We start from the raw sequence: 23819 nt of genomic DNA, 5'->3' as shown, positions 1-23819 counted from the left end.
AAAAAGGTTATAACTTAAAATAGTGCCAACCGGAACGAAATGTGAATTAAAGATTTACACAAAAACAATGTTGTTGTAGATTCATGTTATACGTATAGGTATTTATCTAATAATAGTAAAATCAACATAACGCATAAACTCGCATTCTGGAAGCTGTATTCCATTATCTAATTATCGAATTGTCAGATTATCACATTGAGGTTCCCTGCTAAATCTTTACTTTTCGATTTAAACTACGTTGCCAATAATGACTACTCATGCTTACCGGCTAACTTTTCTGATGCTGTTACCCGCCATAATTTCTGTTGCCCAACCGGTTTGTTTGCCGGTTGACCTGCAATGCGAATACCTGAAAAACCCATTGGGCATCGATGCAATGCATCCGCGTTTGGTGTGGAAACTGAAAGATGCCCGCAAAGGTGCGGCGCAAACTGCGTATCAACTCGTTGTGGGTACAGATTCACAGGCTGTGAGCAGGGGCGCCGGCAATTACTGGCAAACCGGAAAGGTAAACAGTGCATCACAACTGGTTGCTTACCACGGAAAGCCGCTGCAGCCTTTTACTAAATATTATTATTCGGTAAAAGTGTGGGACCATAGCAAACAGCCGTCGCCATCTTCAACCGTAAATAGTTTTGAAACGGGTATGATGGGCATGGGTAACTGGAAGGGCGAATGGATCAGCGACAGCCACGACGTAACCGTAAAACCGGCGCCGTATTTCAGAAAGGCGTTTACGATCAAAAAGAAGATCAAAACGGCCCGCGCTTATATTGCCGTAGCCGGTTTGTATGAATTATATTTCAATGGATCGAAGATCGGGAACCACCGCCTCGATCCCATGTATACGCGGTTCGACCGTAGAACCCTTTATCTTACACATGATGTCACTCCACAACTAAGAAGCGGAAAAAACGCCATCGGCGTATTGCTGGGCAATGGGTGGTACAATCACCAGTCGACAGCGGTATGGGATTTTCATAAGGCGCCCTGGCGAAACCGCCCGGCATTTTGTATAAACGTACGTATCACTTATGAAGATGGCAGTATTGAAACCATCAGCACCGATAAGGACTGGAAGACCTCATTGAGCCCTGTCATCTTCAACAGCATATACACTGGTGAACATTACGATGCACGGCTGGAACAGACCGGCTGGAGCACACCTGGGTTCGATGATTCTAAATGGAACGCCGTCGCAGATCGTGCAGCGCCCTCTCAGAATATTGTAGCGCAGGTACTGCAACCCATTCGTGCAGTAGAAACCATTCCCGCGAAAGCGGTACGGGTATTTAACGATACAAACTATGTGTTTGATCTTGGCCGCAATATTTCGGGTGTGAGCCGGATAACATTAAAAGCCCCTGCCGGCACTGTTATCAGGTTGAAACATGCCGAACGGTTGTTGCCGAACGGGCATGCCGATCAATCGAACATCGATGTGCATTACCGGCCTGTTGGTACCGATGACCCGTTTGCTACGGATATTTTTATTACCAGCGGCAAAGGGGAGGAAAGTTTTACACCCCGCTTCAATTACAAAGGGTTTCAGTATATCGAGGTCACCAGCAGTGCACCGGTTGCATTGAGCAAAAACAACCTGACCGGTTATTTCCTTCACAGTGATGTGCCGCCGGCAGGCACAGTAGCAACTTCAAACCCCACCATCAATAAAATTTGGCAGGCTGCCAATAATTCCTACCTGTCGAACTTATTCGGCTATCCAACCGATTGTCCGCAACGCGAAAAGAATGGCTGGACGGGCGACGCCCACATTGCCAGCGAAACGGGTTTGTACGGTTTTGACGCCATTACCATTTATGAAAAATGGCTGGCCGATCACCAGGACGAGCAACGCAGCAATGGCGTGTTGCCTTCTATCATCCCCACCGGTGGCTGGGGCTACGAATGGGGCAACGGGCCCGACTGGACAAGCACCATCGCTATCATTCCCTGGAATATTTATTTATTCTATGGCGATACCACCCTGCTTTCCCGCTGCTATAATAACATCAAACTGTACGTTGATAATATCGACCGGCAATACACAACCGGTTTAACCACCTGGGGGCTGGGCGACTGGGTGCCGGTAAAATCAAAAACGCCGGTTGAGCTCACTTCTTCGGTGTATTATTATGTCGACGCAGACATTCTCGCCAAAGCGGCGCATTTGCTTGGCCGTACGCAGGATGCTGAAAAGTATACCGCTCTTGCCACAAAGGTCAGGAATGCCATCAACGGTAAATACCTTAACCCCGATACCGGCATCTATGGCAACGGCGTACAAACCGAATTAAGCGTGCCGCTTTGCTGGGGCATAGTGCCCGATTCCTTACGGAGTAAAGTAGCTGCCAATCTTGCGAAACGTGTACAGGCCGACAACAATCATCTCGATGTAGGATTATTAGGCACCAAAGCCATTCTGAATGCATTGAGTGAAAATGGGTATGCCGATCTGGCGTATACAGTGGCTGCGCAGGAAACGCTGCCATCATGGGGGTGGTGGATCGTAAATGGAGCCACTACCTTATATGAGAACTGGCCCATCGATGCCAAGAGTGATATTTCGCTCAATCATATTATGTTTGGTGAAGTTGGCGCCTGGTTCTACAAATCATTTGGCGGCATAAAACCCGATGCCGGTGAACCCGGGTTTAAACATATTTTATTACAACCGTATTTCGTAACCGGGCTGAACCATGCTGAGGTAACCCATCGTTCACCGTATGGCACTATCGTTTCTTCGTGGAAACGGGTGGGGAAGAAGATCGTTTATACGGCGGTAATACCGGCTGGATCCACCGCCACTCTTATACTGGGTGATAAAAAAGAAGATCTGGTGGCGGGGAAGTATGTTTTTGAAATTAAAAATTAAAAATGAAGAATGAGAAATGAAAAAGTGAATGTGGTAAAACCGAAGAATATCGAATATCCAATGTAGAATGCCGAAGTGAAAACCAGATAAAGATTTGTATTTCACTTCGACATTCAATATTCAATATTCAGCATTCGACATTATATCAGTGTTCCCTGTTTTTCTGAATAGCATAGTCGGTAGGGGTTACGCCAAACTGTTTATGAAAGTTACGCGCGAAATTGCTTTGTGAGCTAAAGCCCGTCATGGCGGCGATCTCATACATTTTGAAGTCGCCCGATGCCAGCAGTTCGGCGGCTTTCTTTAAACGCGTAATATTGATAAGCTCGATGGGAGTAAGATCGGAAATGGCTTTTATTTTCCGGTAAAGGGTAACCCGGCTCATATTCATATGACGCGCCAGTTGCTCCACATCCAGTTCTACTTCTTCAATATGCTCGATTATCGTTTCATGCAGGGATGCCAGGAAACTTTCATCGGCTTTTGTATGTGCAATACTATTGATATGTACCAGCGGCGTACTGGCAAAATATTCGCGGATCATATTGCGGTTAGCGAGCAAACTGGCGATCTGTGCCAGTAAATGTTCTTTTGAGAAAGGTTTTTCTATATATGCGTCGGCGCCCAGCTCGAGGCCCTGTACCTTCGATTGAATGGTGTTCTTTGCCGTTAGTAATATTACCGGTGTATGGGAATATTCAACATTCGATTTAATCAGCGAGCACAGTTCAAACCCATCCATCCCGGGCATCATTACATCGCTGATGATCAGTGAAACGGCATGGGCGCCCAGCGCATGCAGGGCCTCCTCACCGTTATTTGTTTTAAGTACGGCATATTTATGTTGTAAGATCCGCTCCAGGAATTCGAGGATCTCTTCTTCATCATCGACAAGCAGTATAAGTGGTAAAGGGTTCATCAGGTTTATTTCTTTTTAGCTGGCGGTTGCAGAGGTAATTTAAGTATAAATGTGTTTAGCACAATGGTATCTTCTTTTACGTACAACTGGCCCTGGTGCAGCAGCGTCAGCGAACGCGCCAGGGTAAGACCGATACCGGTTCCTTTTTGCCTTATATTCTCTTTTATACGATAAAATGGTTCAAAGATCTGCTCGCGCATAGCGGCCGGTATTTGTACGCCATCGTTCGATATTTCAAAAATAAAATGCGCATCATCCTTTTGCACCGGGTACAATTGCGCCGTTATCTGGCTGTCGGCATATTTTACCGCATTGCTGAACAGATTGCTGAGGATCTTATTTAATGCGTCCTCATCAACAAGGGCAACCACCGGTGCATCGGGCAGTATCAGGTTATATTGCAGGTTCCGTTTTTTCGCCAGCGGTTGAAAGTTCGAATATACGTCCTGCAACAGGTCGGTAATATTCACTTTTGTAAAATCAAGACTGAACCCTTTGGCTTCCGTTTGGCGAAAGTCGAGGATCTGGGTGATCAGCGTCATCAGCCGGTTGGTATTTCTTTCCATCATGTTCACATCTTCTTTAATATCGGGCAGCGCAGGAATTTTTTCTATCAGGTTTTCCACCGGCCCCTTTATGAGCGTAAGCGGCGTTCTGATTTCATGCGCCACGTTGGTAAAGAATTCAAATTTGGCCTCATAGATCTCTTTTTCTTTTTTCTCCTGCGAGCGTTTGTGATAATGCTGAATGATGAGGTATACCAGCCCGATAACCACAGCCGTATAGAACAGCCGGGCCCACCAGGTGTTCCAGAACGGTGGGGTAATGCTGATCTGCAAAACTTTCTCTTTGCTCCAGCGGCCGGTGGTAGCGGCCATTATGCGAAAGGTATATTGTCCCGGCGCCAGGTTGGTGAAATACACTTTGCGGTTGGTTGAGAGGTACGTCCAGCTTTTGTCGAGCCCCTGCATCATGTATTTGTATTCCGTGATCTCCGGGCTTGTATAACTTAACGCGGCAAAGTCGATACTGAACGACGATTTGTCATAAGGCAGGGTTATGCTGTTGGTATACAAAATAGATTGCTTTAACGGCGAATTATCTTTTTCGATCATCAATTCTTTATTATGCACCTGGAACCCGGTGACATAAACTGAAGGAACGATCCTGCTGCTGTCGAAGTCTTCGGGCCTGAAAGAGATCATGCCCTTGATAGAACCGAAATACAGTTTCCCCGAAGCGTCTTTATAACCGCTGTTATAGTTGAACTGATCGTATAACAACCCGTTGGCTTTTGTGTACAACGTCATTTGTTGCGTAACGGGGTTAAGCCGCACGAGGCCTTTCGATGTGGTTATCCATAATTGCTGGTAATCGTCTTCCACTATCTTGAAAACGAAATTACTCGGCATCCCGTTTTGCGTGGTAAAGCGTTTTATATGTTTACGGCCGGCATCCAGTTTGCACAGTCCGCCCCCTTCGGTAGCGATCCAGATATTGTGATTACTGTCCTCACAAACGGCATTGATATCGTTTATGGATAAACTATTTGTATCGGCCGGGTTGTTCTGCAAACTGCCCCAGTGCCGGGTGAGCGGGTCATAATATAAAAGCCCTTTTGCATGTGTACCGGCCCAGATGATGCCGGCATGGTCTTCAAAAAGACAACTGATAAATTGTCCATCGGGTGTTTCCTTCAGCCATTCAAAACCGGCTGAAGCTTTGTAAAGATATAAACCAAGACCGCTGCCGATATAGATATCACCGCGGCGGCTTTGCATCATGGTCACAATAAAGTTGTTACGGAGTGTCCAGTCTTTCGCGTCACTGCCATAATGTTTTATCACCTTGCCGGTATGCCTGTTCATGATATCGAGCCCATGATCGAGCGTGCCGATCCATACTTCATCGCCAAGGATCATTAATCCATGTATATTATGATAGGCAATTCCTGCGGCCGTGCCGGTTGGTTTGAAATGCGTGAACGCGCCCGTACGTAAATTCAGTTTATTCAATCCGGCGTCTTCCGTACCGATCCACAGGTTGCCATCGGGGTCTTCACACATTTCGCGAACGGCATTACCGCTGATGGTGTTGGTAGTTCGGTCGGGAAAGTATTTGGTGAAGGGGGTATATTGTTTGGGATAATAATTTACGCCGCCAAAAAAGGTTCCCGCCCACATACCGCCTTCGCGGTCTTTACAAAGTGTATATACCGCGTTATCTGATAAAGAATACGGATCTGAAAATTGTTTTTTCAGGTTGGTGAAGCTGCGGGTGATGGTATTGTAAATAAAAATGCCCGATTCGGTAGCGAACCAGTATTCATGCTCTGAATATCTTAAAATATCGCGCACATAAATGGTGGTTTTGTCGGGGCTGTAGATCAGCAGGTCGGTATAGGTGTTGGTGGGAATGTCATACAGCTTGATGCCCTGGCAGGTGGTGCCTATAAAAATGCCGTTGTTACCTGCCGGATATATTTTCTTTATAAAACAGGTAGGCATGCGCGGTGAATGTTCAAACACATTCGGTCCGGTAAAGGTTTGTGTAACGGTATCGAACCGTTTCAGATGGCCGTTCATATCGCCAAACCACATGTCGCCATTGGGGCTCATACAAAGCGCGGTAGCGTTTACAGTGCTGTCGGGCGGAAATGTTGTAAGTGTGGCCGTAGTAAAATTATAGCGGCATACAGAAGTATTTGTGCGAAACCAAAGCTGGCCTTTCAGGTCCATTTGAATATCATTTACCTCGGCCAGGGGGCCAAGGAACCGCACCAGCCTTTCTTTAGCATAATCGTATAGGTATACACCGTCCTGTGTACCTACCCATAAATTATCTTTGGGATCAACAAACAGGCAAAACACAAAATCTTTTCGCAGCCGGTTCTCATCGCCGGTTTCCGAGTTAAATAATTTAAACCGGTATCCATCGAACCGGTTCAATCCTTCTTTGGTACCAAACCATAGAAAGCCTTTATTATCCTGGATGCTGCAATACACGGTGTTGTTCGATAAGCCGTTTTCCACCTGGTAATGCCTGAAATAATAAGGCTGACCAACAGCAGTATTGACAGACAGCCAAAATATAAAAAATGGCATGCAACGCAATAGTCGTAATAAGCAGTTCATTCTGGTTTTATTTGAACCGTGGCACAATTATCATACTTCGGTAATTTAAGAAAGAACAGAACACGAAAAATAAAAATGTAACAAAATGAACAAATTCTGAAACGTATGGAATAAAGGGAGTGCGCAGGATGAACTTATTTCATGTTTCATTTATCACAGGTGTGGCATGATAACGAAAACATGACACAAAGCTTCATCACCAACAATCGATTGCTTCATGAAAAAGTCAACCAAACACGAACTGCGTGGCAGGGTCAGTGCCGTAGTGGATTCCTGTCTGCTGAACAAATTCCTCTTACTTCTTCTACTGAATTGTATTTCATTCTCGTGTGCATGGGCGCAGCAGGGCGGCACCCAGGTTTCCGGACTGGTTAAGGACAGTGCCGGTGCAGCTGTAGCTAATGCAACTGTAATGGAAAAGGGCACGAAGAATGCAGTTACCACCAACATCGATGGCGCTTTCAGAATTAAAGTATCAGGTCCTTCGGCCGTACTTATTATTTCTTCGGTTGGTTATGTGAACCAGGAGTTTACGGTAGGAAATCAAACGGAACATTCCATTCTTCTGAAAAAACAACAGAACGATCTTGGCGAAGTGGTTGTAGTTGGGTATGGTACTACCAAGAAGGCGTCTGTTATTGGTTCTATTGCTTCCGTTACAGATAAAGATATCAGCATGGTGCATGGCGGGTCAACGGTTAGCTCCAGTTTGGCCGGTAAGATAACCGGTGTATCATTTCGCATGGCAGATGGCCGGCCGGGTTCCAGCGCCAACATTCAGGTGCGTAACATGGGTGAAGCGTTGTTTGTGATCGACGGTATACAACAGGATGCCGGTCAGTTCAACAACCTGGCCCCGAACGATATTGAAAGCATTACCGTGCTCAAAGATGCATCGGCCGCGGTATATGGTGTAAGGGCCGCCAATGGCGTAATTGTGGTAACCACCAAACGCGGTAAGCTGGGTACGAAGAATACGGTTAATGTAGATGCATATACCGGTTACCAGAACTGGTCGCGCTTTCCCGATGTGCTTACCAATAGTTACGATTATATGCGTTACCGTGCCGAGGGGGAGATCAACCGTTATGGCAGTACAACCATTACACAGCAGGAGCTTGACAAATACAAAGCCGGTACAGAGCCCGGTTACCAGAGTTTCGACTGGAAGAGCTTTATCGTAAAAAAGAATGCACCGCTGCATTCGGCGAATGTGAACGTAACCGGCGGTTCCGATAAGATCAATTATTATTTATCGGGCACACACCTGTTCCAGAACTCTGTGCTGGGGCGTGAGTACACCTTTAAACGTACCAATATACAATCGAATGTAAGTGCGAAGATCGCGAACCGGTTGAAAGTAGGTGTGAATATCAATGGCCGTATTGAAACACGTGATAATCCGGGTGTGCCGTATGGCGATGATTACTGGCTGGCGCGTTTTGCCATTATGCGTAATACACCCCTCGAGCGGCCGTATGCAAACGACAATCCCGCCTACCTCAACGATATCAAACACAACGAAACCAACTGGGCTTACCTGAATAAAAAGCTGGCCGGGAAGTATCATAACGACTGGCGGGTGTTGCAAACCAATTTCACTGCAGATTACCAGGTGCCGTTTGTTGAAGGGCTTACGCTCAGCGGCGTGTACTCTTATTATTTAGCCGATTACCTGCTGAATAACCACGAATATACTTATAGCACCTATACCTATAATCCTGTTGATCAAACGTACACCGCTACCGGCGGCAGTACCAATCCCTGGCGTGAACGCGAACAACGTAAGGTGGTAAATATCACCCAGCAGTTGAAGTTGAATTACAGCCGTACTTTCGGTTTGCACACCGTTGGCGCTACATTTGTGAACGAACGCATAAAGAACGAGCGTTTGCGTAACTGGATACACTCTGTGCCCAGCACCAATGCGCTTACGTTGATCTATTTCAATACGGCCGATACCTATGATGATGAAATTGTGAACGAAGCCCGTATCGGATATATCGGCCGGGCTACCTATAGTTACGATAACAAATACTTTTTTGAAGCATCTGCCCGCCGCGATGCCTCGTACCTGTTCGCCCCTGATAAACGCGTAGGTTATTTTCCCTCGGTATTTGCAGGCTGGCGTGTAACGGAAGAAAGGTTCATTCAGAATTTATTGGGCAACAGCAATATATTAACAGATTTCAAATTGCGCGGTTCGTATGGTGTATTGGGTGATGATGGCACGCAACTCGGGTTGCCCGCTTTTTCATACATCGAAGGCTACAACTACAACCAGGGTATAGCCATTCTGGGTGGTGTGCCCATTGTAGGATCAAGAGACAGGGGCGTGCCCATCACCAATATTTCATGGCTGAAAAGCCGCATCACCGATATCGGGTTCGATTTCAGTTTAATGAATGGCAAACTCACCGGTACCTTCGACTGGTTCTATCGTAAACGTACCGGTTTGCGCGGCCGCAAATCGGATGTGCTGGTGCCTTCTGAAATAGGATATACCCTGCCCGATGAAAATATCAACAGCGATGCGCAGTATGGGCAGGAAGGTTCACTTTCCTATAATGGTTCCTTTCGCAAACTGCGTTTTGTTGTTAGCGGTAATCTATCCTATTCAAGACAGAAATTCCTCGATTCCTATAACCCACTTTTCTTTAACTCATGGGATGCTTATCGTAACTCCCGCGAGCACCGCTTTACCCGTATCGACTGGGGGTATGATGTGGTAGGCCAATTCACGTCACAGGACCAGATCAACAGTTATCCTGTGAACATTGACGGACAGGGTAACCGCACCCTGTTGCCCGGTGATCTTATTTACAAAGATGTTAACGAAGATGGAAAGATCGACGGCTACGATGAACGGCCTATAGGTTTTGGTTCGGGCCGGCAGCCAAATATCAACTATGGTATCAGCATCGCGCTTATGTATGAGCATTTTGATTTCAGGGCCGACTTCTCAGGCGCTGCCGGTTATACCTGGTTTCAGGCCTGGGAAACCCGCAACCCGTTCCAGAACGATGGTAACCTGAACACCATGTTACTCGATCGCTGGCGCCGTGAGAATCCGTTCGATCCGAAGAGTAACTGGATTCCGGGTAAATACCCGGCCTTACGCTTCAACGATGGTAATCACAGCAATTACAACCGCACTTCCACTTTTTGGGCGCACAACGTAAAATACCTGCGCGCCCGTACTATCGAACTGGGCTATTCACTGCCGCGCAACCTTATCGGTAAGATCAAAATGGAAAAAGCACGGGTTTATGTGAATGCCTATAACCTGTTCTCTTTCGACAATATGAAACAGTTCGATCTCGATCCTGAAGTAAATGATGACAACGGGTTACAGTTCCCGCAAAACAAATTCCTGAACGTAGGCGTGAACCTTACTTTTTAAACGTGCCGGTAAAAAATGATTGCAATGAAAAAAACATCTCTTATAATACTGGCAGCCGTGGTGATGTATACTACCGGTTGCAAAAAAGACAGTGAGTTTCTCGATGTACAACCAACCGCTGTTTTAACAAATGAACAGGCTTTCTCTGACCCGGCACAGGTATTGTCGATCCTTGCCGACTTATACAATCGCCAGCTCGATTTCTCTGCACTCGACAATGGCTGGGAGTCGTTTGCCGATTTCAGCGAAAGTTTTCCCTCTGCAAACGGTAATGTCAACATTGTACAACGCAACGAGTGGAATTTCGATTCATGGCAAAGCTGGGATTATGGTTATGTGCGTGATCTGAATTTATTTATTGAGCGCGCCGCAGTGGCGAAAACATTATCTGATGCAGACAGAAAACGCTTCCTGGCGGAAGCCCGTTTCCTGCGCGCTAATTTTTATTTTGAACTGGCCAAACGTATGGGCGGCGTGCCGCTGATACTGGAGCCGCTTTTGTACAATTTCAGCGGTGATCCCACTTACCTGCAGCATCCGCGGGCAAAGGAATCGGAGATCTATGATTTTGTGATCAGCGAGGCCGAAGCCATCAAAAACGACCTGCCGGTAAACGCCAACGAAAAAAGCCGGGCTACCAAAGGCGCGGCATTGGCCATGGAAGCAAGGGCTGGGGTTTATGCCGGTTCCATTGCAAAGTATGGTGTCAATACGCCGCAGGTATCGTTACCCGGACAGGAAGTAGGTATTCCTGCCTCGATGGCCGATGGGTATTATACCAAAGCATTGAATGCCGCCAAAGAGATCATCAACGGCACTGCCGGAGCCTATTCATTATATAACAAGAAACCTGATCTGGGTGAAAATTTCGCCTCACTCTTTCTCGATAAAAGCGGTAACCCCGAAAGCATTTGGGTAGAAGATTTTAAGCTGAAAAGCGGTAAGGTGCACAACTTCACTGTATCGAACCAGCCACGTTATGGCGCGGAAGAGGAGGAGGGCGGCCGCATCAATCCATCACTAAATCTGGTACAGTCATTTGAAAAGCTCGACAATACTTTTGCGCCGATCCCTGTCACCGACGGATCGGGCAATCCAATATTCTATAATACCCAAACAGACATCTTCGCCGGTCGTGACGCCCGGCTGTACGGAACTGTTATATTGCCCGGTACTGCATTCAAGGGAAGAAATGTAGACATCTGGGCCGGATACCAGCTGGGCGATGGCAGCATCATCACCGGCGATGACCGCGGTGCGCAAAAGACATTGCCGGGTCAAACGAACCCAACACAGGTGGTTGGCTTCGATGGGCCGGTAAATTCCAAAGAGTTTACCGCGCAATCAGGTTTTTATCTGCGCAAATATCTTGATCCTACCCCCGGAGCCGGATCGCGCGGAACAAACAGCGAGGTCCCCTTTATTCGCTACCGCTTTGCAGAAGTATTGCTGAATGCTGCAGAAGCGGCATTTGAGTTGGGTCAGAAAGGCGATGCCGCCACCTGGATGAACCTTGTGCGGGCCCGCGCCGGGCTTACCACCCCGCTCGCCGCATCAGACATCACCTTTGATCGTATTGTTCATGAACGCCGTGTTGAACTGGCCTTCGAAGGACATATCTTATATGATATGAAACGCTGGCGCCTGGCGCATGTAGTTTGGGATGGTAATAAAATGACAGTGACCGACCTGGTTTCAAACATCGGCTCGGCCACCAAGCGCAACACACAGCCATATGCGTTATGGGGTTACAAACTGTACGATCCTTCCAGCCCCAATAATGGCAAGTGGGTGTATAAAATTGTTCTGCCTTCACTCGTTACCGGTTCAAACCGTTTCCGCCTCGGCAATTACTATTCATTCATCAACGATGATATCAGGGCGAATAATCCGAAGATCGTAAGACAGCCAAATCAATAGGCAATTGACGATAAGCAAGTTGAGATAAGTGAATCTAATGAAACTAATCAATCAATTATGAAACGCAGCATACTTTATATAACGATCATCATTCTTGCAGTATCGTGCAGGAAAGACAACTACGATGAACCATCCGTTCGGCTGAGCGGCCGGCTGGTATACAACGGCGATCCCATTGAAGTGGAATACAACCAGGTGCGGTATGAATTATATCAATACGGTTTTGGTAAAACAGGACCTATGGCATCGGTCTTTGCTCCCGACGGTTCCTATAATATGGTGTTGTTCAATGGTGAATACAAATTTATTATCCCGAACGGACAGGGCCCGTTCAAATGGAAACAAACCCCGGCCGGTGCACCGGACTCTACTACGATCGTAGTGAATGGCAACCAGGAATTCAATATAGAGGTAACGCCTTATTATATGATCCGCAATGCGCAACTGACAGGATCGGGTGGAAGCGTAACCGGTAAGTTCAGTATAGAAAAGGTGATCAATGATGCCTCTGCAAAGGACATCGAGAATGTAACCTTGTATATCAATAAAACGCAATTTGTTTCAGGAGCAGACAATATAGCCACCAAATCTATGGACGGTATCGATATTACCGATCCGGATAATGTAAATTTAACTGTTACTGTTCCAACCCTCAACCCCGCACAGAATTATGTGTTTGCGCGGATAGGGATCAAGATCGCCGGAGTAGAAGACCGGATATTTTCTTCCGTTACGAAGATCTCTCTGTAAGAAAATGAAATATGAAAAACAGGGAAACCAGTAATGAGAAAGTAAACGCGGAATGTAAAAAGGAATATGAATGCCTCCGGGCTGGTCTTTATATTTCAATTTTTAACGCTCATTCCTAATTTCTTAAGGAAAATAACACAATATATGAAGAGAACGTTTGTATTATTTGTTGCAGGTATGGTAGGTATGTGCACGTTTGGCCAATCGTGGAAACCAGCCGGCGACAAGATCATGACCAGTTTTGCGGAAAAAGTTAACCCGCAGCAACCCTTACCCGAATATCCCCGTCCGCAAATGGTGCGCAGCACCTGGCTTAATCTGAACGGAATGTGGCAGTACAGTATTTCGCCCGCTTCGGTTCAAACCATTCCGGCAACGTTTGAGGGAAATATACTGGTGCCCTTTGCAGTTGAAAGCGCTCTTAGCGGGGTTGGTAAAACCGTAGGGAAAGACAATGCACTATGGTACCAGAAAAGCGTAACCGTGCCAGCAACATTTAAGAACAAGCGTACGCTGCTGCATTTCGGTGCGGTAGACTGGCAATGCGATGTTTTTGTAAACGGTAAAAAAGTTGGGGACCACAAAGGTGGCTACGATCCGTTCTCTATAGACATTACATCTGCTCTTACCAGATCGGGCAGCCAGCAGATAGCGGTACGGGTATGGGATCCCAGTGATGAAGGTCCGCAACCCCGTGGCAAACAGGTGAAAAATCCAAACGGTATCTGGTATACGCCGGTAACCGGCATCTGGCAAACAGTATGGCTGGAAGCTGTTCCTAAAAGTTATATCAGCAGTATTAAACAAACGCCAGATATCGACAAAAGCGTTGTTCGTGTATCGGCCTGGGTAGAGAATGCACAACCAACCGACCAGGTATTGATAGCTGCATACAAAGGAGCTGAAAAAATTGCCGAACAAACGGTAGCGCCCGGCACTGAGGTTGCATTAAGTATTCCCGGTGCAGAACTATGGTCGCCCAAAAATCCTTTTCTCTATGATTTGAAAGTGTCGCTGTTACAGAAGAATAAAAAGATTGATGATGTAAGCAGCTATTTCGCCATGCGCAAAATATCTGTTGGGAGCGACAACAACGGCATTCAACGCATGTTGCTGAACAATGAATTTGTGTTCCAGTATGGTCCGCTCGACCAGGGCTGGTGGCCCGATGGTTTATATACCGCGCCCACCGATGAAGCGCTCAAATACGACATAGAGCAAACAAAAGCCATGGGCTTTAATATGATCCGCAAACACGTGAAGGTAGAGCCCGCACGCTGGTACAATTACTGCGACCGCTTAGGTATGCTGGTATGGCAGGACATGCCCAGCGGCGACCTTGGTAACCACTGGGAGCCGCGCCCCGGGGTGTTCGGACGCCAGACCGATAAGAACCGTACCGCCGAATCGGAAACCATTTACCGCAATGAGTGGCGCGCCATCATGGACGACCTGCATAATTTTCCCAGCATTGTAGTATGGGTGCCGTTCAACGAGGGATGGGGACAATTTAAAACGAAGGACATTGTGCAGGTAACGCAACAGCAGGACCCCTCACGCCTTGTGAACAGCGCCAGCGGCGGTAATTTTGAACCGGTTGGACATATCATCGATCTGCACAATTACCCCGAGCCGTTAATGCCCGATCCCGGATTGTTTGGCACTAAACAGGTGCTTGTGTTAGGCGAGTTTGGCGGATTGGGTTTACCGGTGGAAGGCCATACCTGGCAGCAAAAGAACAACTGGGGATACCAGAGCTTTAAAAACAATAACGAGCTGTTGAAACGTTACGAAGAATTTGTAAGCCATATACCCGCACTTATCAAAAGCGGATTATCTGCAGCGGTGTATACACAAACCACCGATGTGGAAGTGGAAACAAATGGCTTCATGACCTATGACCGCAAAGTGAACAAGATGCCGGTAGACAGGTTGCATAGTATTCACGGAAAGTTGTATGAGAATAATTCCGTTGTAATTAAAAAATAAGCCGAACGCAAGGGTTTGGTATGCAATAGCAATAAGAGAAAAAGCAGGAGGTAAGAAGTAAGTGGTTCACGCCAATTGTATTCTTACTTTCTGCTTTTATTATTAAATTAACTGAGCACTTGTTAAATAAACCGAAATGAAACCAATTAAACTACTAACCTTCCTTATAGCAGCAAGCTGCACCTGTGCAACCGCCCGGCAACAAAAAGCCGATGTTACGATTAACAAAACGAACTCTTATTACGTAAGCAACAGACTTCCGCTTCGTCCGTCGGCTTTTATCAAGCTGCCCGTTACCAGTTTTAAACCCAGAGGGTATTTGCTGAAATTTTTGCAACTGCAACGTGAAGGCCTTACCGGCAATCTCGGAAAGATCAGTGCCTGGCTGGCGAAAACCGATAATGCCTGGCTTACAAAGGACGGTAAAGGCAAATGGGGTTGGGAGGAAGTGCCGTATTGGTTAAAGGGTTATGCGCATATCGGTTACCTGTTGCATGACCAGTCGATGATCAATGAATCGAAATTCTGGATAGATGCGGTGCTCAACAACCAGCGGCCCGACGGGGATTTCGGCCCCGTCGTTTTGCGCAATGGCAAACGCGACCTTTGGACCAATATGCCCATGTTGTGGTGTTTGCAATCGTATTATGAATATTCCGCCGACCCGCGCGTGCTTTCCTTCATGAGTAAGTATTTCAAATGGGAGCAAGCGTTGCCCGATAGCATGTTCCTTGAAGATTACTGGGAGAACAGCCGCGGTGGCGATAATATGGTGAGTGTATACTGGCTGTACAACCGTACCGGTGAATCGTGGTTGCTTGACCTTGCCACGAAGATCGACCGCAATACCGCCAACTGGCGCCAAAAAGACAATTTACCGAACTGGCATAATGTTAACATTGTACAATGTTATCGCGAGCCCGCAACGTATTATCTGCAAAGTCATAATCCCGCCGATCTTGAAGCTACATACAATGATTTCAAACTGGTGCGTGAAATATATGGCCAGGTGCCGGGTGGATTGTTCGGGTCGGATGAGAATGCACGAAAGGGATATGATGATCCGCGCCAGGCCGTGGAAACATGCGGAATGGTGGAGCAAATGACCAGCGATCATTTCCTGTTGCAATTTACCGGTGACCCGATGTGGGCCGATAATTGTGAAGACATCGCCTTCAATACTTTTCCTGCAGCGTTCATGCCCGATTACCGCAGCCTGCGCTATCTCACCGCACCCAACATGGTGGTGAGCGATAGCAGGAACCATGCGCCGGGTATTGCGAATGAAGGGCCGTTCCTGATGATGAACCCGTTCAGCAGCCGTTGTTGTCAGCACAATCATTCTGCAGGCTGGGCTTATTATATCGACAACAGCTGGATGGCAACACCCGATAACGGGCTGGTAGCACAATTATACACAGCCGGTGATGTAACCGCCAGGGTAGGTGATGGAACCGAAGTGACCTTATCAACCGAAACGCATTATCCTTTTGATGAAGTGATCGACATGACGATAAAAACGTCAAAAGCGGTCCGCTTCCCCGTATATCTTCGTATTCCGGCATGGTGTACAAACGCATCGATAACCGTGAATGGAAAACCAATTGCGGCAAAAGCCACGCCGGGCACGTATGTACAGGTGCCGGGCAACTGGAAGAACGGCGATAAAATAAAACTTACGCTGCCCATGCAGTTGAAGATGCGCCAGTGGACGAAGAACAAGAATAGTGTAAGTATCAATTATGGTGCGCTCACTTTTTCGTTAAAGATAAAAGAAGAATACAAACAGCAGGATAGTAAGGCTACAGCCATCTGGGATTCGCGCTGGCAGGAAAATGCGGATGTAACGGCCTGGCCATCGTTTGAGATCTACCCCGCTTCTTCATGGAACTACGGTTTGCTTGTTGATGCCAACAATCTCAATAAATCATTCACTGTGAAAAAGAAACCATGGCCAAAAGGTGATGATCCGTTCACCAATGCTACTGCGCCCATTGAATTGGTTGCTACCGGTAAACAGATCCCGGCGTGGACGATCGATCAGCATGGGTTATGCGCGGTATTGCCTCAGAGTCCTGTAGCGGCGGCTGGTGCTCCGCAAAAGCTTACCCTGGTACCAATGGGCGGCGCAAGGTTACGGATCAGCGCTTTCCCGGTGGTGAAGTAGGAGAAAGTTGACTTGTTGACAGGTTAACAAGGTGCGGGTTGAAAAAAAGTGTTCAATACAAAAGTCCTGAAGTGATCAATTGTGTTTACTTCAGGACTTTGGATCTTATTCTATGGTTACAGCTTATTCCATAACAACTTTAAACCCAACTGCGATCTTCCCTTGCGTGTTTGCCGGATAAACAATCTTTAATCCATCTTTCAACTGCTCCCATCGCAATTTGCCGTCGCTGCCTAAAAGGGTAACTGACCTGACCTTTTTATTCAGTGTATTCGAACCTAATGATTGAATGGTTACCTCTTCGCCCGGTTTCGGAACAGCCAGGCAATACGCATAAACCGCTCCATTCTTGCCCAGGGTAAAACGAAAATCCTTTGTTGAGAATTTGAAATCAGCATGACGTTTACCGATTTTGCCGCCGGGTAATATCCTGATCTTCGGCGCTTTGCCGCTATCGATCACTTCACCTTCTCCGAATTTTTTCCAGGCATGGCTGCCATAAATGCCTTCGCCGTTTATTTTCATCCAGTCGCCGATGTCTTTCAGCATGGCTGCGCTGCCATTGTCCAAAGCGCCTTCGGGGGTGAGGGAAACGCAGAGGGTCAGGTTTCCGTTGCGGCTAACATGCTCGAGCAGGGCATGCACAACGGCCCCTGCATCGTAATGAAAACCGGGTTCATAGAACCAGTCGCCCACTGCCATATCGGCCATCCATAACTGATCGGTTTTTATGTCTTTCGGATAAGAACCTTCAAACGTTCTGCCTGCACCGCGGTTGGTGGGCAGAAATTTGATGATGCTTACTTTGTCGAACGGTTTATTCTTACGCCCGAGGGCTTTATTATAAAAATGCGCTACCACCCGCGCACCGGCATCGCATTTGTAACCTGAGCCGCTTTTGGCGCCGCTGAAAGGCTGCGTGCTGTTGCCATCGGTATAAATGAAATCGGGATCGTAATTGTCAATGACATCTTCTATGCGCATGGCCCACTGTGTGGCATACCATTTTGCATAGTTGAGGTGATTGCCAAAAATGCCTTTATAGCCATGCGCGATGTGATAAATTTTAAATGGCTTCCCGTTGCTGTCGACCGTATTGTATTTAAGGGGGATCGTGTACAGGCGCCTGGGGTCGAGGCCCTGCCACCATTTGCCTTTGCCATCGGCAAGGGTGAGGTTGCCATCGTATGGAACGCCCGGCTTCGGTCCGGCGGTGCTATCGCTGCCAAAAGCGGTCTGGTACCACCACCAGGAGTATTCATGATGAAAGGCAACGCCAAAACGCATGTTGTGTTTTTTAAATTCGGTTTTCCAGCGCGAAAGGAAATCGATCTCAGGGCCTATGTTAGCGGAATTCCAGGGCTGGTACTTCGAGTTCCACAAGTCGTAATTGTCGTGATGAACACCCACAACCAGTGCATATCGGAACCCTGCATCATAGTATGCCTGCACCAGTTTTGCCGGGTCCCATTGTGAAGGGTTCCATTGGTGTAAAACGTCTTTGTAGCCGAATTCACCGGGATGGCCAAACGCCTTCAAATGGTTTTTATAAGCTTCCTGACCGGGTTCATATAAGCGGCGCGCATACCAGTCGCCGCTTTTGCCGGCAGCCTGCGGGCCCCAGTGAATGAAAATGCCGAATTTGGCATCGCGCCACCAGGTTGGTTCGCCCGGATAATTTTTATCGATAGATTCCCAGGTGGGTTGAAAAGGCCCTTTGGCCATGGGAAAGTCCATTTTAACCTCCGGAAATCCCGAGGGGTCGCTGATAAATCCTACCTGTTCCGGTTCTTTAACCGGCATGGGCGGTAGCTGGTAACCGGTTGACTTTTGAGCATGAAGGCTATTGGCAAACAGAAAGAGGAACAAACACAATGATCGGAATTTCTCACTCATCTCGATGGCGCTTTAATCGTTATAATTGATGCAGGAAATTACACCGCCCGCCTCTAGGGGTTATCCTGTACTATCCTGAAAACTGCATGCGTAAGGGCTGACAAAATAGCTCAATATTAAGCAAATGCACTGCTCAACCGACAGTTGATACAATATTATCTTTGTCAGATTGTTATAAGCATAGGTAAAATATCCTTCATGAAAAGAACTGGACACGCTTTGCGCATAGTAACCTGTATGATGTTGCTGGCAATGGCCGGCGCACAACCCACATTTGCCAAAACAATCGTAGTAAAATTTATTGGTGGTTTTCAAAAAGCCGTAAATGATGCCGAGGCCGGCGATACCGTGCTGGTGACAAATGGCATGTATACAACCGGAACGGATATCCTGGTCACCAAAGCCGGAACGGCGGATAAACCGATCATCATCATGGCGCAGACTGCCGGGCAGGTTGAGTTAACCGGGCTTGGCGGTATCTCGCTTGCCAATGGCGCCAGATATGTTATCGTTTCCGGGTTTAAATTCACGCATTCCTCATCGCGGGCGCGCTCAACCGCCGGCACCAGCTTTTGCCGGTGGACGCGCAATATTTTCGAGAACGAAGGCGCAGGGGAGGACCTCACCATTGCCGGCAGCGATCACGAGATCGACCACAATACTTTTTTGAATAAGAAATCGATGGGCCGATACATCGCTATTCGCGGGGAAGGCAAACAGATTGCCGAGCGCTTATGGATCCATCACAACTACTTTTACAATTTCGAATTTCAGGGCGGAGCCAACGGCGCTGAAGCATTGCAGTTTGGGCTAAGCGGATTGAGTATGTCAAAAAGTAACAGTATCGTAGAGTACAATCTGTTCGAAGAATGCCATGGCGAGAACGAACTGATCTCGGTAAAGGCCTCGAACGTAACCTTGCGATATAATACCATTCGCAACTGTAAAGCGCAGTTCACGTTGCGGCATGGTAATTTTTGCGAAGTGTATGGCAATTATTTTCACAATACACCCGGGCTGCGCATCTTTGGCGATGATCACCATGTGTATAGTAATTACTTTGAAGTATGCTCAACGGGCATCAATATCGGGAATGGCGATGGCGAAGTAGCGGATGGCGCTGCATTGACCTGTCACGACCGGCCCGACCGCGTGTTGATCGCATTCAACACGCTCAGCAACTGTAAAAGCAATATTACCATGAGCGCCCGTGATAAAGGAATGGGTGCAACGAAGATCACCGTTGCGCATAATATCGTTAAGGGCGGCGGACCGGCAGCTGTTATTGCGGGACCTTATACCGGTGCTGTTTGGATGGGTAATTTCATTTTTAACACCGAAAGCAAAGGCGATATGCCCGATGCAACCTTTTCGACAGTTGATCCCAAACTTGGCCGTGGTGCGAGCCAGGCGATCCATTTGCTGAAGGGAAGCCCGGCCATCGATGCAGTACCTGCTCCAAAAGGTAAGAAAGCGGAAAATCCATTTTCCATGATAAAGGTCGACATGGATGGACAGCCCAGAAAATCGCCTCTCGATGCCGGCGCCGATGAGTTCAGTACAGAACCGGCGAAGGCAGGTTTGTTGAACCCCGCAGACGTAGGGGCAGATGGGAAATTATAAATGTTGAAATGGAAAGTTCGAAGTAAGAAGCAGGGGTAAGAAAAAAAATTAAGTCTGGAAGGAACCGCTTTATTAGCAGGGGACTTCCAGACTTTTATTTTTAATTCGGTCAATGATGCCCTCTTTTATGTTTTTCTCTTATTTCATTCCGTTCGAACATTTCGCACGTAATAAAGTAATGATGGATCTGCCAGATCTTTAGTTTCGTAAAGCGGGCGAATTCTTTTATGGTAATGAAAGGATATTTCGACTTGTATGATTTGCCTTTTATTTCTTTTACGATCTCGCGTGCTTCGGTGGCGCCGATCAACAGGATATCTTTTATTTCATCCAGTGTAATGTCGAGCCGGGGGCGAAAAGGTTTTCTGGGGTAAAAATGTTTTGTTGTATCGGGTAATTCCTTCGGGTATACCTTTCGGGGAAATTGTTTTATTCCCCAGAGTTTTTTGAACTCTAACAGGTTTTCGGGTTCGCGTTTTCTTCGTGATCTGGGCATAATGAATAGTTTTTGGATACTTTTCCAGTTGCACCATAAAAAACCGGACATTGACGCATTCAACTAATCAAAACCAGCTGGTTATCATTTTTGTTCACAGGGTGGAAAACTCAAATGGTATGGTAATTTACGAATTAGCCGCAGAGAAATGGTTTTTAACAGCCGGGATGCATAATTTTTGATTAATATCATATTCATTAAGACGAAATAAAAGATCGTTGAATTCTTTCGGTTTTTGATCACTTAAAAGATCGGGATTCATTTTGTAATGGTGAAATGTTGGCTTTCACCATTACATGCGCTGCCATGACATATTGCTATATGAGGTTCTACTCGTGTTCTTTCTCCATTCCGATGGCGTTTTGCCGGTGAGCTTTTTGAACTGGATGTTGAAATTGCTTTTGTCGAGCCCTACTTTTTCGGCAATAAATCCGATTGTTCCGTCAGTGTTTTCCAACAGATCCTTTGCGCGCTCCACTCTTAACCTGGTGATGTAGGAATGCACATTGTGGAACGAAACTGCTTTGAATGCAAGTTTCAGTTTGAATTTGTTCATGCCGAATTTACTCACGAGATAGTCGTAGTCGTAATGTTCGCAGTAATTTTTTTCGAGGAATTGTTTAATCTCCAACGCCGTGGCAAGGTCTTCATTCTTTAGTTGCATGATGGATAAGGTTTCCGTGAAAAATTATATTGTCTGATACTGGTGCCGGGTACGGGTGACTAAAAGGTGCCGTCATATTTGCAGCTATGATTGCTGTTACCACATGCCTGTTTGTTCATGTTGCACATGGGATATGGTTTAATGATCAAGGTATTTACATGCAGCTCCCTGGTCCGTAATAGGGTAGGTTGTGTATATATATTGGTCTTGTACCGGATTGTTAAATATTTCTGTACCGTGCGGGTAAGAGGGGTTTCATTATTAGCGGATAAGTGCCTTTTGGCGCACTGAGCTGCAGCTTTCGCCACTTACTGGGCGCCATGCCCGTATGCCTTTTATACATTTTGCTAAATGGCTCAGTGGTTGCATAACCGCATTTCCGGGCTATCTCGTATATGCGTAGTTTGGTTTTGAGTAATAGTTCAATGGCTTCTTCGGCGCGTAGTTCTATCAAAAACTCATAAGGTGTAAAAAGCTGTGTCTCTTTAAAAAGTTCACACAGCTTCGTGGGGTTCATACCTGTCTTGCGCGCCAGCCTGTTCAGTGAAAATGGCTTGTTAAATTCAGCATCCAGAATATCCTTGGCCTTTATTATTTTCTTCCGGTCGGCTGCCGTGCAGATGTACTTTTTCATAATATAGGTTAAGATATGTGAACGGTTGTAGTTATAGCAATTGGTATCTTTATGGCTGTGTTATGTATGTCGCTCCGCTATAAACGTAAAAAGTATAAATGTGACCGTTAGTTTTTCTTTTGTGCCGGCGTCAGGCGATTTCTGTGTTGTAAATGTAGAGAACAATACAAATTGCATTTCAATATTTATATTAGCTCTATGTATATTCCTGTAAACTAAGAATGTGTATTTTTGAATTTTGCCAAAACGACGAAACCCGCGCCCAACGGGCACCGGATGGACATCAGCGCTCAATTGGTGGCGGGTTTTGAAGAATAAAAATAACTGAGGATCGATGAAATTCAGGCCTGCAAACAGTTTGCCGGTAACAACAAACTGCAGGCTTGCCTTTATGGTTTTTTGAAGTTTATTTTATGGTAATTCATATCTGCTGAAAAAATCCCAGATAAGATCTGTTGCATCAAATGCCTTCGATGGTTCATCGGCGGCTGGGCGTGCCTGAAAACCACCCGGCCATGAATGTCCGCCATCTTTGGTAAGGAACAATTGGGTACTTGTGTTGTTGGTGCAATCAATGTATTCCGTTTGTGTATACAGGGGTGCGTCGGTAATTACGTTTGGCGTTGGTATACATCCATTGATGCCTGCCCATACCCGTAATGCCGAATCGACAGGGGGGAAATAATAGTTCGCCATGCCAGGTCCCCCCGGGTATGGGATCGTTGTATCAAGCGATGAATGTATGTGCAGCAAAGGAACAGCGCGCGCAGGTTCACATGGCTGCCTGGTTATCAATGTGCCGCTCACCGGAGCTATTGCCGCCAGTTGGGTCGATAGTTCGCAGCCCAGCCTGTACGTCATCATGGCGCCATTGCTCATGCCAGTGGCATAGATCTTTTTCGGATCGATCTTATACTTCTCCGTCAGTTTTTGTATCAACAGCCTGATGAATTTTACATCGTCCACGTTATGGTGCATTGCATAATCGCAACAACCGCCGGCATTCCAGGTTCGTAAACCCAGCAGGCCATCGCTTGGTACCCCTTCGGGATATACAATAACGAAACCGGCACTATTCGACTTTGCAGTGAGTTTATAATCCGTCTCCATCTGGCCTGCATTGCCGGCAAAGCCGTGCAGGGCGATCACCAGTGGGAAATTGTTTCCTTCGTTATAGTCAGGTGGCAGGTTCAGTAAATATGACCGCAGGTAACCATCTGCATGCAATGAATCATAAAAGTGAAATGTTTTAACGGGAGCCGGATCATTTTTGTGGCAGCTCCAGACACTGAACGTCAAAAACGTCAACAGGAAAAGCACTGAAATTTGTTTTTGCATATTTGTTTGTG

14 protein-coding genes are annotated in these 23819 nt (G+C 46.7%); 7 read left to right on the top strand and 7 right to left on the bottom strand.

Annotation, left to right across the window (positions count from 1 at the left end; genetic code table 11):
- The first annotated feature begins 247 nt into the window (after window positions 1-247).
- A complete protein-coding gene (locus A4R26_RS28510; protein WP_081169943.1) occupies window positions 248-2875 on the top strand; it encodes a glycoside hydrolase family 78 protein in 2628 nt (875 codons plus the stop codon).
- A gap of 145 nt (window positions 2876-3020) precedes the next feature.
- On the opposite strand, the gene A4R26_RS28505 is transcribed toward A4R26_RS28510, so the two are convergent.
- Together A4R26_RS28505 and A4R26_RS28500 are read right to left on the bottom strand one after the other, a co-directional pair.
- The gene (locus A4R26_RS28505; protein ID WP_207625842.1) at window positions 3021-3794 is read right to left on the bottom strand and encodes a response regulator transcription factor; all 774 of its coding nucleotides are present in this window, start codon (window positions 3792-3794) and stop codon (window positions 3021-3023) included.
- Between the two features lie 5 nt (window positions 3795-3799).
- Entirely contained in the window at window positions 3800-6898 is a 3099-nt protein-coding gene (locus tag A4R26_RS28500; protein WP_165760445.1) for a ligand-binding sensor domain-containing protein, read from the bottom strand.
- 247 nt (window positions 6899-7145) lie between these two features.
- Between A4R26_RS28500 and A4R26_RS28495 the strand changes: the two genes are divergently transcribed.
- From A4R26_RS28495 to A4R26_RS28475, 5 genes are all read left to right on the top strand, one after another.
- Window positions 7146-10331 (top strand): SusC/RagA family TonB-linked outer membrane protein, encoded by a 3186-nt coding sequence (locus A4R26_RS28495; RefSeq protein ID WP_081169940.1) that lies wholly within the window; start codon window positions 7146-7148, stop codon window positions 10329-10331.
- Window positions 10332-10355: 24 nt separating this feature from the next.
- Complete coding sequence (locus tag A4R26_RS28490; RefSeq protein WP_081169939.1) at window positions 10356-12251, top strand: RagB/SusD family nutrient uptake outer membrane protein; 1896 nt, start codon at window positions 10356-10358, stop codon at window positions 12249-12251.
- A gap of 57 nt (window positions 12252-12308) precedes the next feature.
- On the top strand, window positions 12309-13001 hold the full coding sequence (locus A4R26_RS28485; protein WP_081169938.1) for a DUF3823 domain-containing protein: 693 nt from the start codon (window positions 12309-12311) through the stop codon (window positions 12999-13001).
- 144 nt (window positions 13002-13145) lie between these two features.
- Window positions 13146-14990 carry a glycoside hydrolase family 2 protein gene (locus A4R26_RS28480; protein WP_081169949.1) on the top strand — a complete coding sequence of 615 codons (1845 nt, stop codon included), beginning with the start codon at window positions 13146-13148 and terminating at the stop codon, window positions 14988-14990.
- A gap of 136 nt (window positions 14991-15126) precedes the next feature.
- Window positions 15127-17157 carry a beta-L-arabinofuranosidase domain-containing protein gene (locus A4R26_RS28475; RefSeq protein WP_081169937.1) on the top strand — a complete coding sequence of 677 codons (2031 nt, stop codon included), beginning with the start codon at window positions 15127-15129 and terminating at the stop codon, window positions 17155-17157.
- Between the two features lie 123 nt (window positions 17158-17280).
- Here A4R26_RS28475 and A4R26_RS28470 read toward each other — a convergent pair whose 3' ends face one another.
- Window positions 17281-19053, bottom strand: a complete 1773-nt coding sequence (locus A4R26_RS28470; RefSeq protein ID WP_081169936.1) for an alpha-L-fucosidase — start codon at window positions 19051-19053, stop codon at window positions 17281-17283.
- Between the two features lie 198 nt (window positions 19054-19251).
- On the opposite strand from A4R26_RS28470, the gene A4R26_RS28465 reads away from it, so the two are divergent.
- Window positions 19252-20676: a polysaccharide lyase 6 family protein gene (locus A4R26_RS28465; protein ID WP_081169935.1), complete on the top strand. Its 1425-nt coding sequence runs from the start codon at window positions 19252-19254 to the stop codon at window positions 20674-20676.
- A 109-nt stretch (window positions 20677-20785) separates the two neighbouring features.
- Here A4R26_RS28465 and A4R26_RS28460 read toward each other — a convergent pair whose 3' ends face one another.
- The 4 genes from A4R26_RS28460 to A4R26_RS28440 all read right to left on the bottom strand — a co-directional run bounded on the left by A4R26_RS28460 (window position 20786) and on the right by A4R26_RS28440 (window position 23808).
- Window positions 20786-21172, bottom strand: coding sequence for a hypothetical protein (locus tag A4R26_RS28460; RefSeq protein ID WP_133054812.1), 387 nt, complete (start codon window positions 21170-21172; stop codon window positions 20786-20788).
- Window positions 21173-21464: 292 nt separating this feature from the next.
- Complete coding sequence (locus tag A4R26_RS28455; RefSeq protein ID WP_081169933.1) at window positions 21465-21836, bottom strand: helix-turn-helix domain-containing protein; 372 nt, start codon at window positions 21834-21836, stop codon at window positions 21465-21467.
- Window positions 21837-22056: 220 nt separating this feature from the next.
- Entirely contained in the window at window positions 22057-22470 is a 414-nt protein-coding gene (locus A4R26_RS28450; RefSeq protein WP_081169932.1) for a helix-turn-helix domain-containing protein, read from the bottom strand.
- Between the two features lie 411 nt (window positions 22471-22881).
- Window positions 22882-23808, bottom strand: a complete 927-nt coding sequence (locus A4R26_RS28440; protein ID WP_081169930.1) for a CE1 family esterase — start codon at window positions 23806-23808, stop codon at window positions 22882-22884.
- Window positions 23809-23819 lie beyond the last annotated feature (11 nt).

Origin of the sequence: Niastella populi, assembly GCF_002078015.1 — a bacterium.
Taxonomy (GTDB): Bacteria; Bacteroidota; Bacteroidia; order Chitinophagales; family Chitinophagaceae; genus Niastella; species Niastella populi.
This window is presented reverse-complemented; position numbering and strand designations above follow the sequence as displayed.

Excerpts from the sequence above, each read along its gene's own strand:
- A4R26_RS28510 (WP_081169943.1), top strand. The coding sequence starts at position 248 with ATGACTACTCATGCTTACCGGCTAACTTTTCTGATGCTGTTACCCGCC.
- A4R26_RS28485 (WP_081169938.1), top strand. The coding sequence starts at position 12,309 with ATGAAACGCAGCATACTTTATATAACGATCATCATTCTTGCAGTATCG.
- A4R26_RS28450 (WP_081169932.1), bottom strand. The coding sequence starts at position 22,470 with ATGAAAAAGTACATCTGCACGGCAGCCGACCGGAAGAAAATAATAAAG.
- A4R26_RS28460 (WP_133054812.1), bottom strand. The coding sequence starts at position 21,172 with ATGCCCAGATCACGAAGAAAACGCGAACCCGAAAACCTGTTAGAGTTC.
- A4R26_RS28475 (WP_081169937.1), top strand. The coding sequence starts at position 15,127 with ATGAAACCAATTAAACTACTAACCTTCCTTATAGCAGCAAGCTGCACC.
- A4R26_RS28505 (WP_207625842.1), bottom strand. The coding sequence starts at position 3,794 with ATGAACCCTTTACCACTTATACTGCTTGTCGATGATGAAGAAGAGATC.
- A4R26_RS28440 (WP_081169930.1), bottom strand. The coding sequence starts at position 23,808 with ATGCAAAAACAAATTTCAGTGCTTTTCCTGTTGACGTTTTTGACGTTC.
- A4R26_RS28470 (WP_081169936.1), bottom strand. The coding sequence starts at position 19,053 with ATGAGTGAGAAATTCCGATCATTGTGTTTGTTCCTCTTTCTGTTTGCC.
- A4R26_RS28500 (WP_165760445.1), bottom strand. The coding sequence starts at position 6,898 with ATGCCATTTTTTATATTTTGGCTGTCTGTCAATACTGCTGTTGGTCAG.
- A4R26_RS28465 (WP_081169935.1), top strand. The coding sequence starts at position 19,252 with ATGAAAAGAACTGGACACGCTTTGCGCATAGTAACCTGTATGATGTTG.
- A4R26_RS28490 (WP_081169939.1), top strand. The coding sequence starts at position 10,356 with ATGAAAAAAACATCTCTTATAATACTGGCAGCCGTGGTGATGTATACT.
- A4R26_RS28480 (WP_081169949.1), top strand. The coding sequence starts at position 13,146 with ATGAAGAGAACGTTTGTATTATTTGTTGCAGGTATGGTAGGTATGTGC.
- A4R26_RS28455 (WP_081169933.1), bottom strand. The coding sequence starts at position 21,836 with ATGCAACTAAAGAATGAAGACCTTGCCACGGCGTTGGAGATTAAACAA.
- A4R26_RS28495 (WP_081169940.1), top strand. The coding sequence starts at position 7,146 with ATGAAAAAGTCAACCAAACACGAACTGCGTGGCAGGGTCAGTGCCGTA.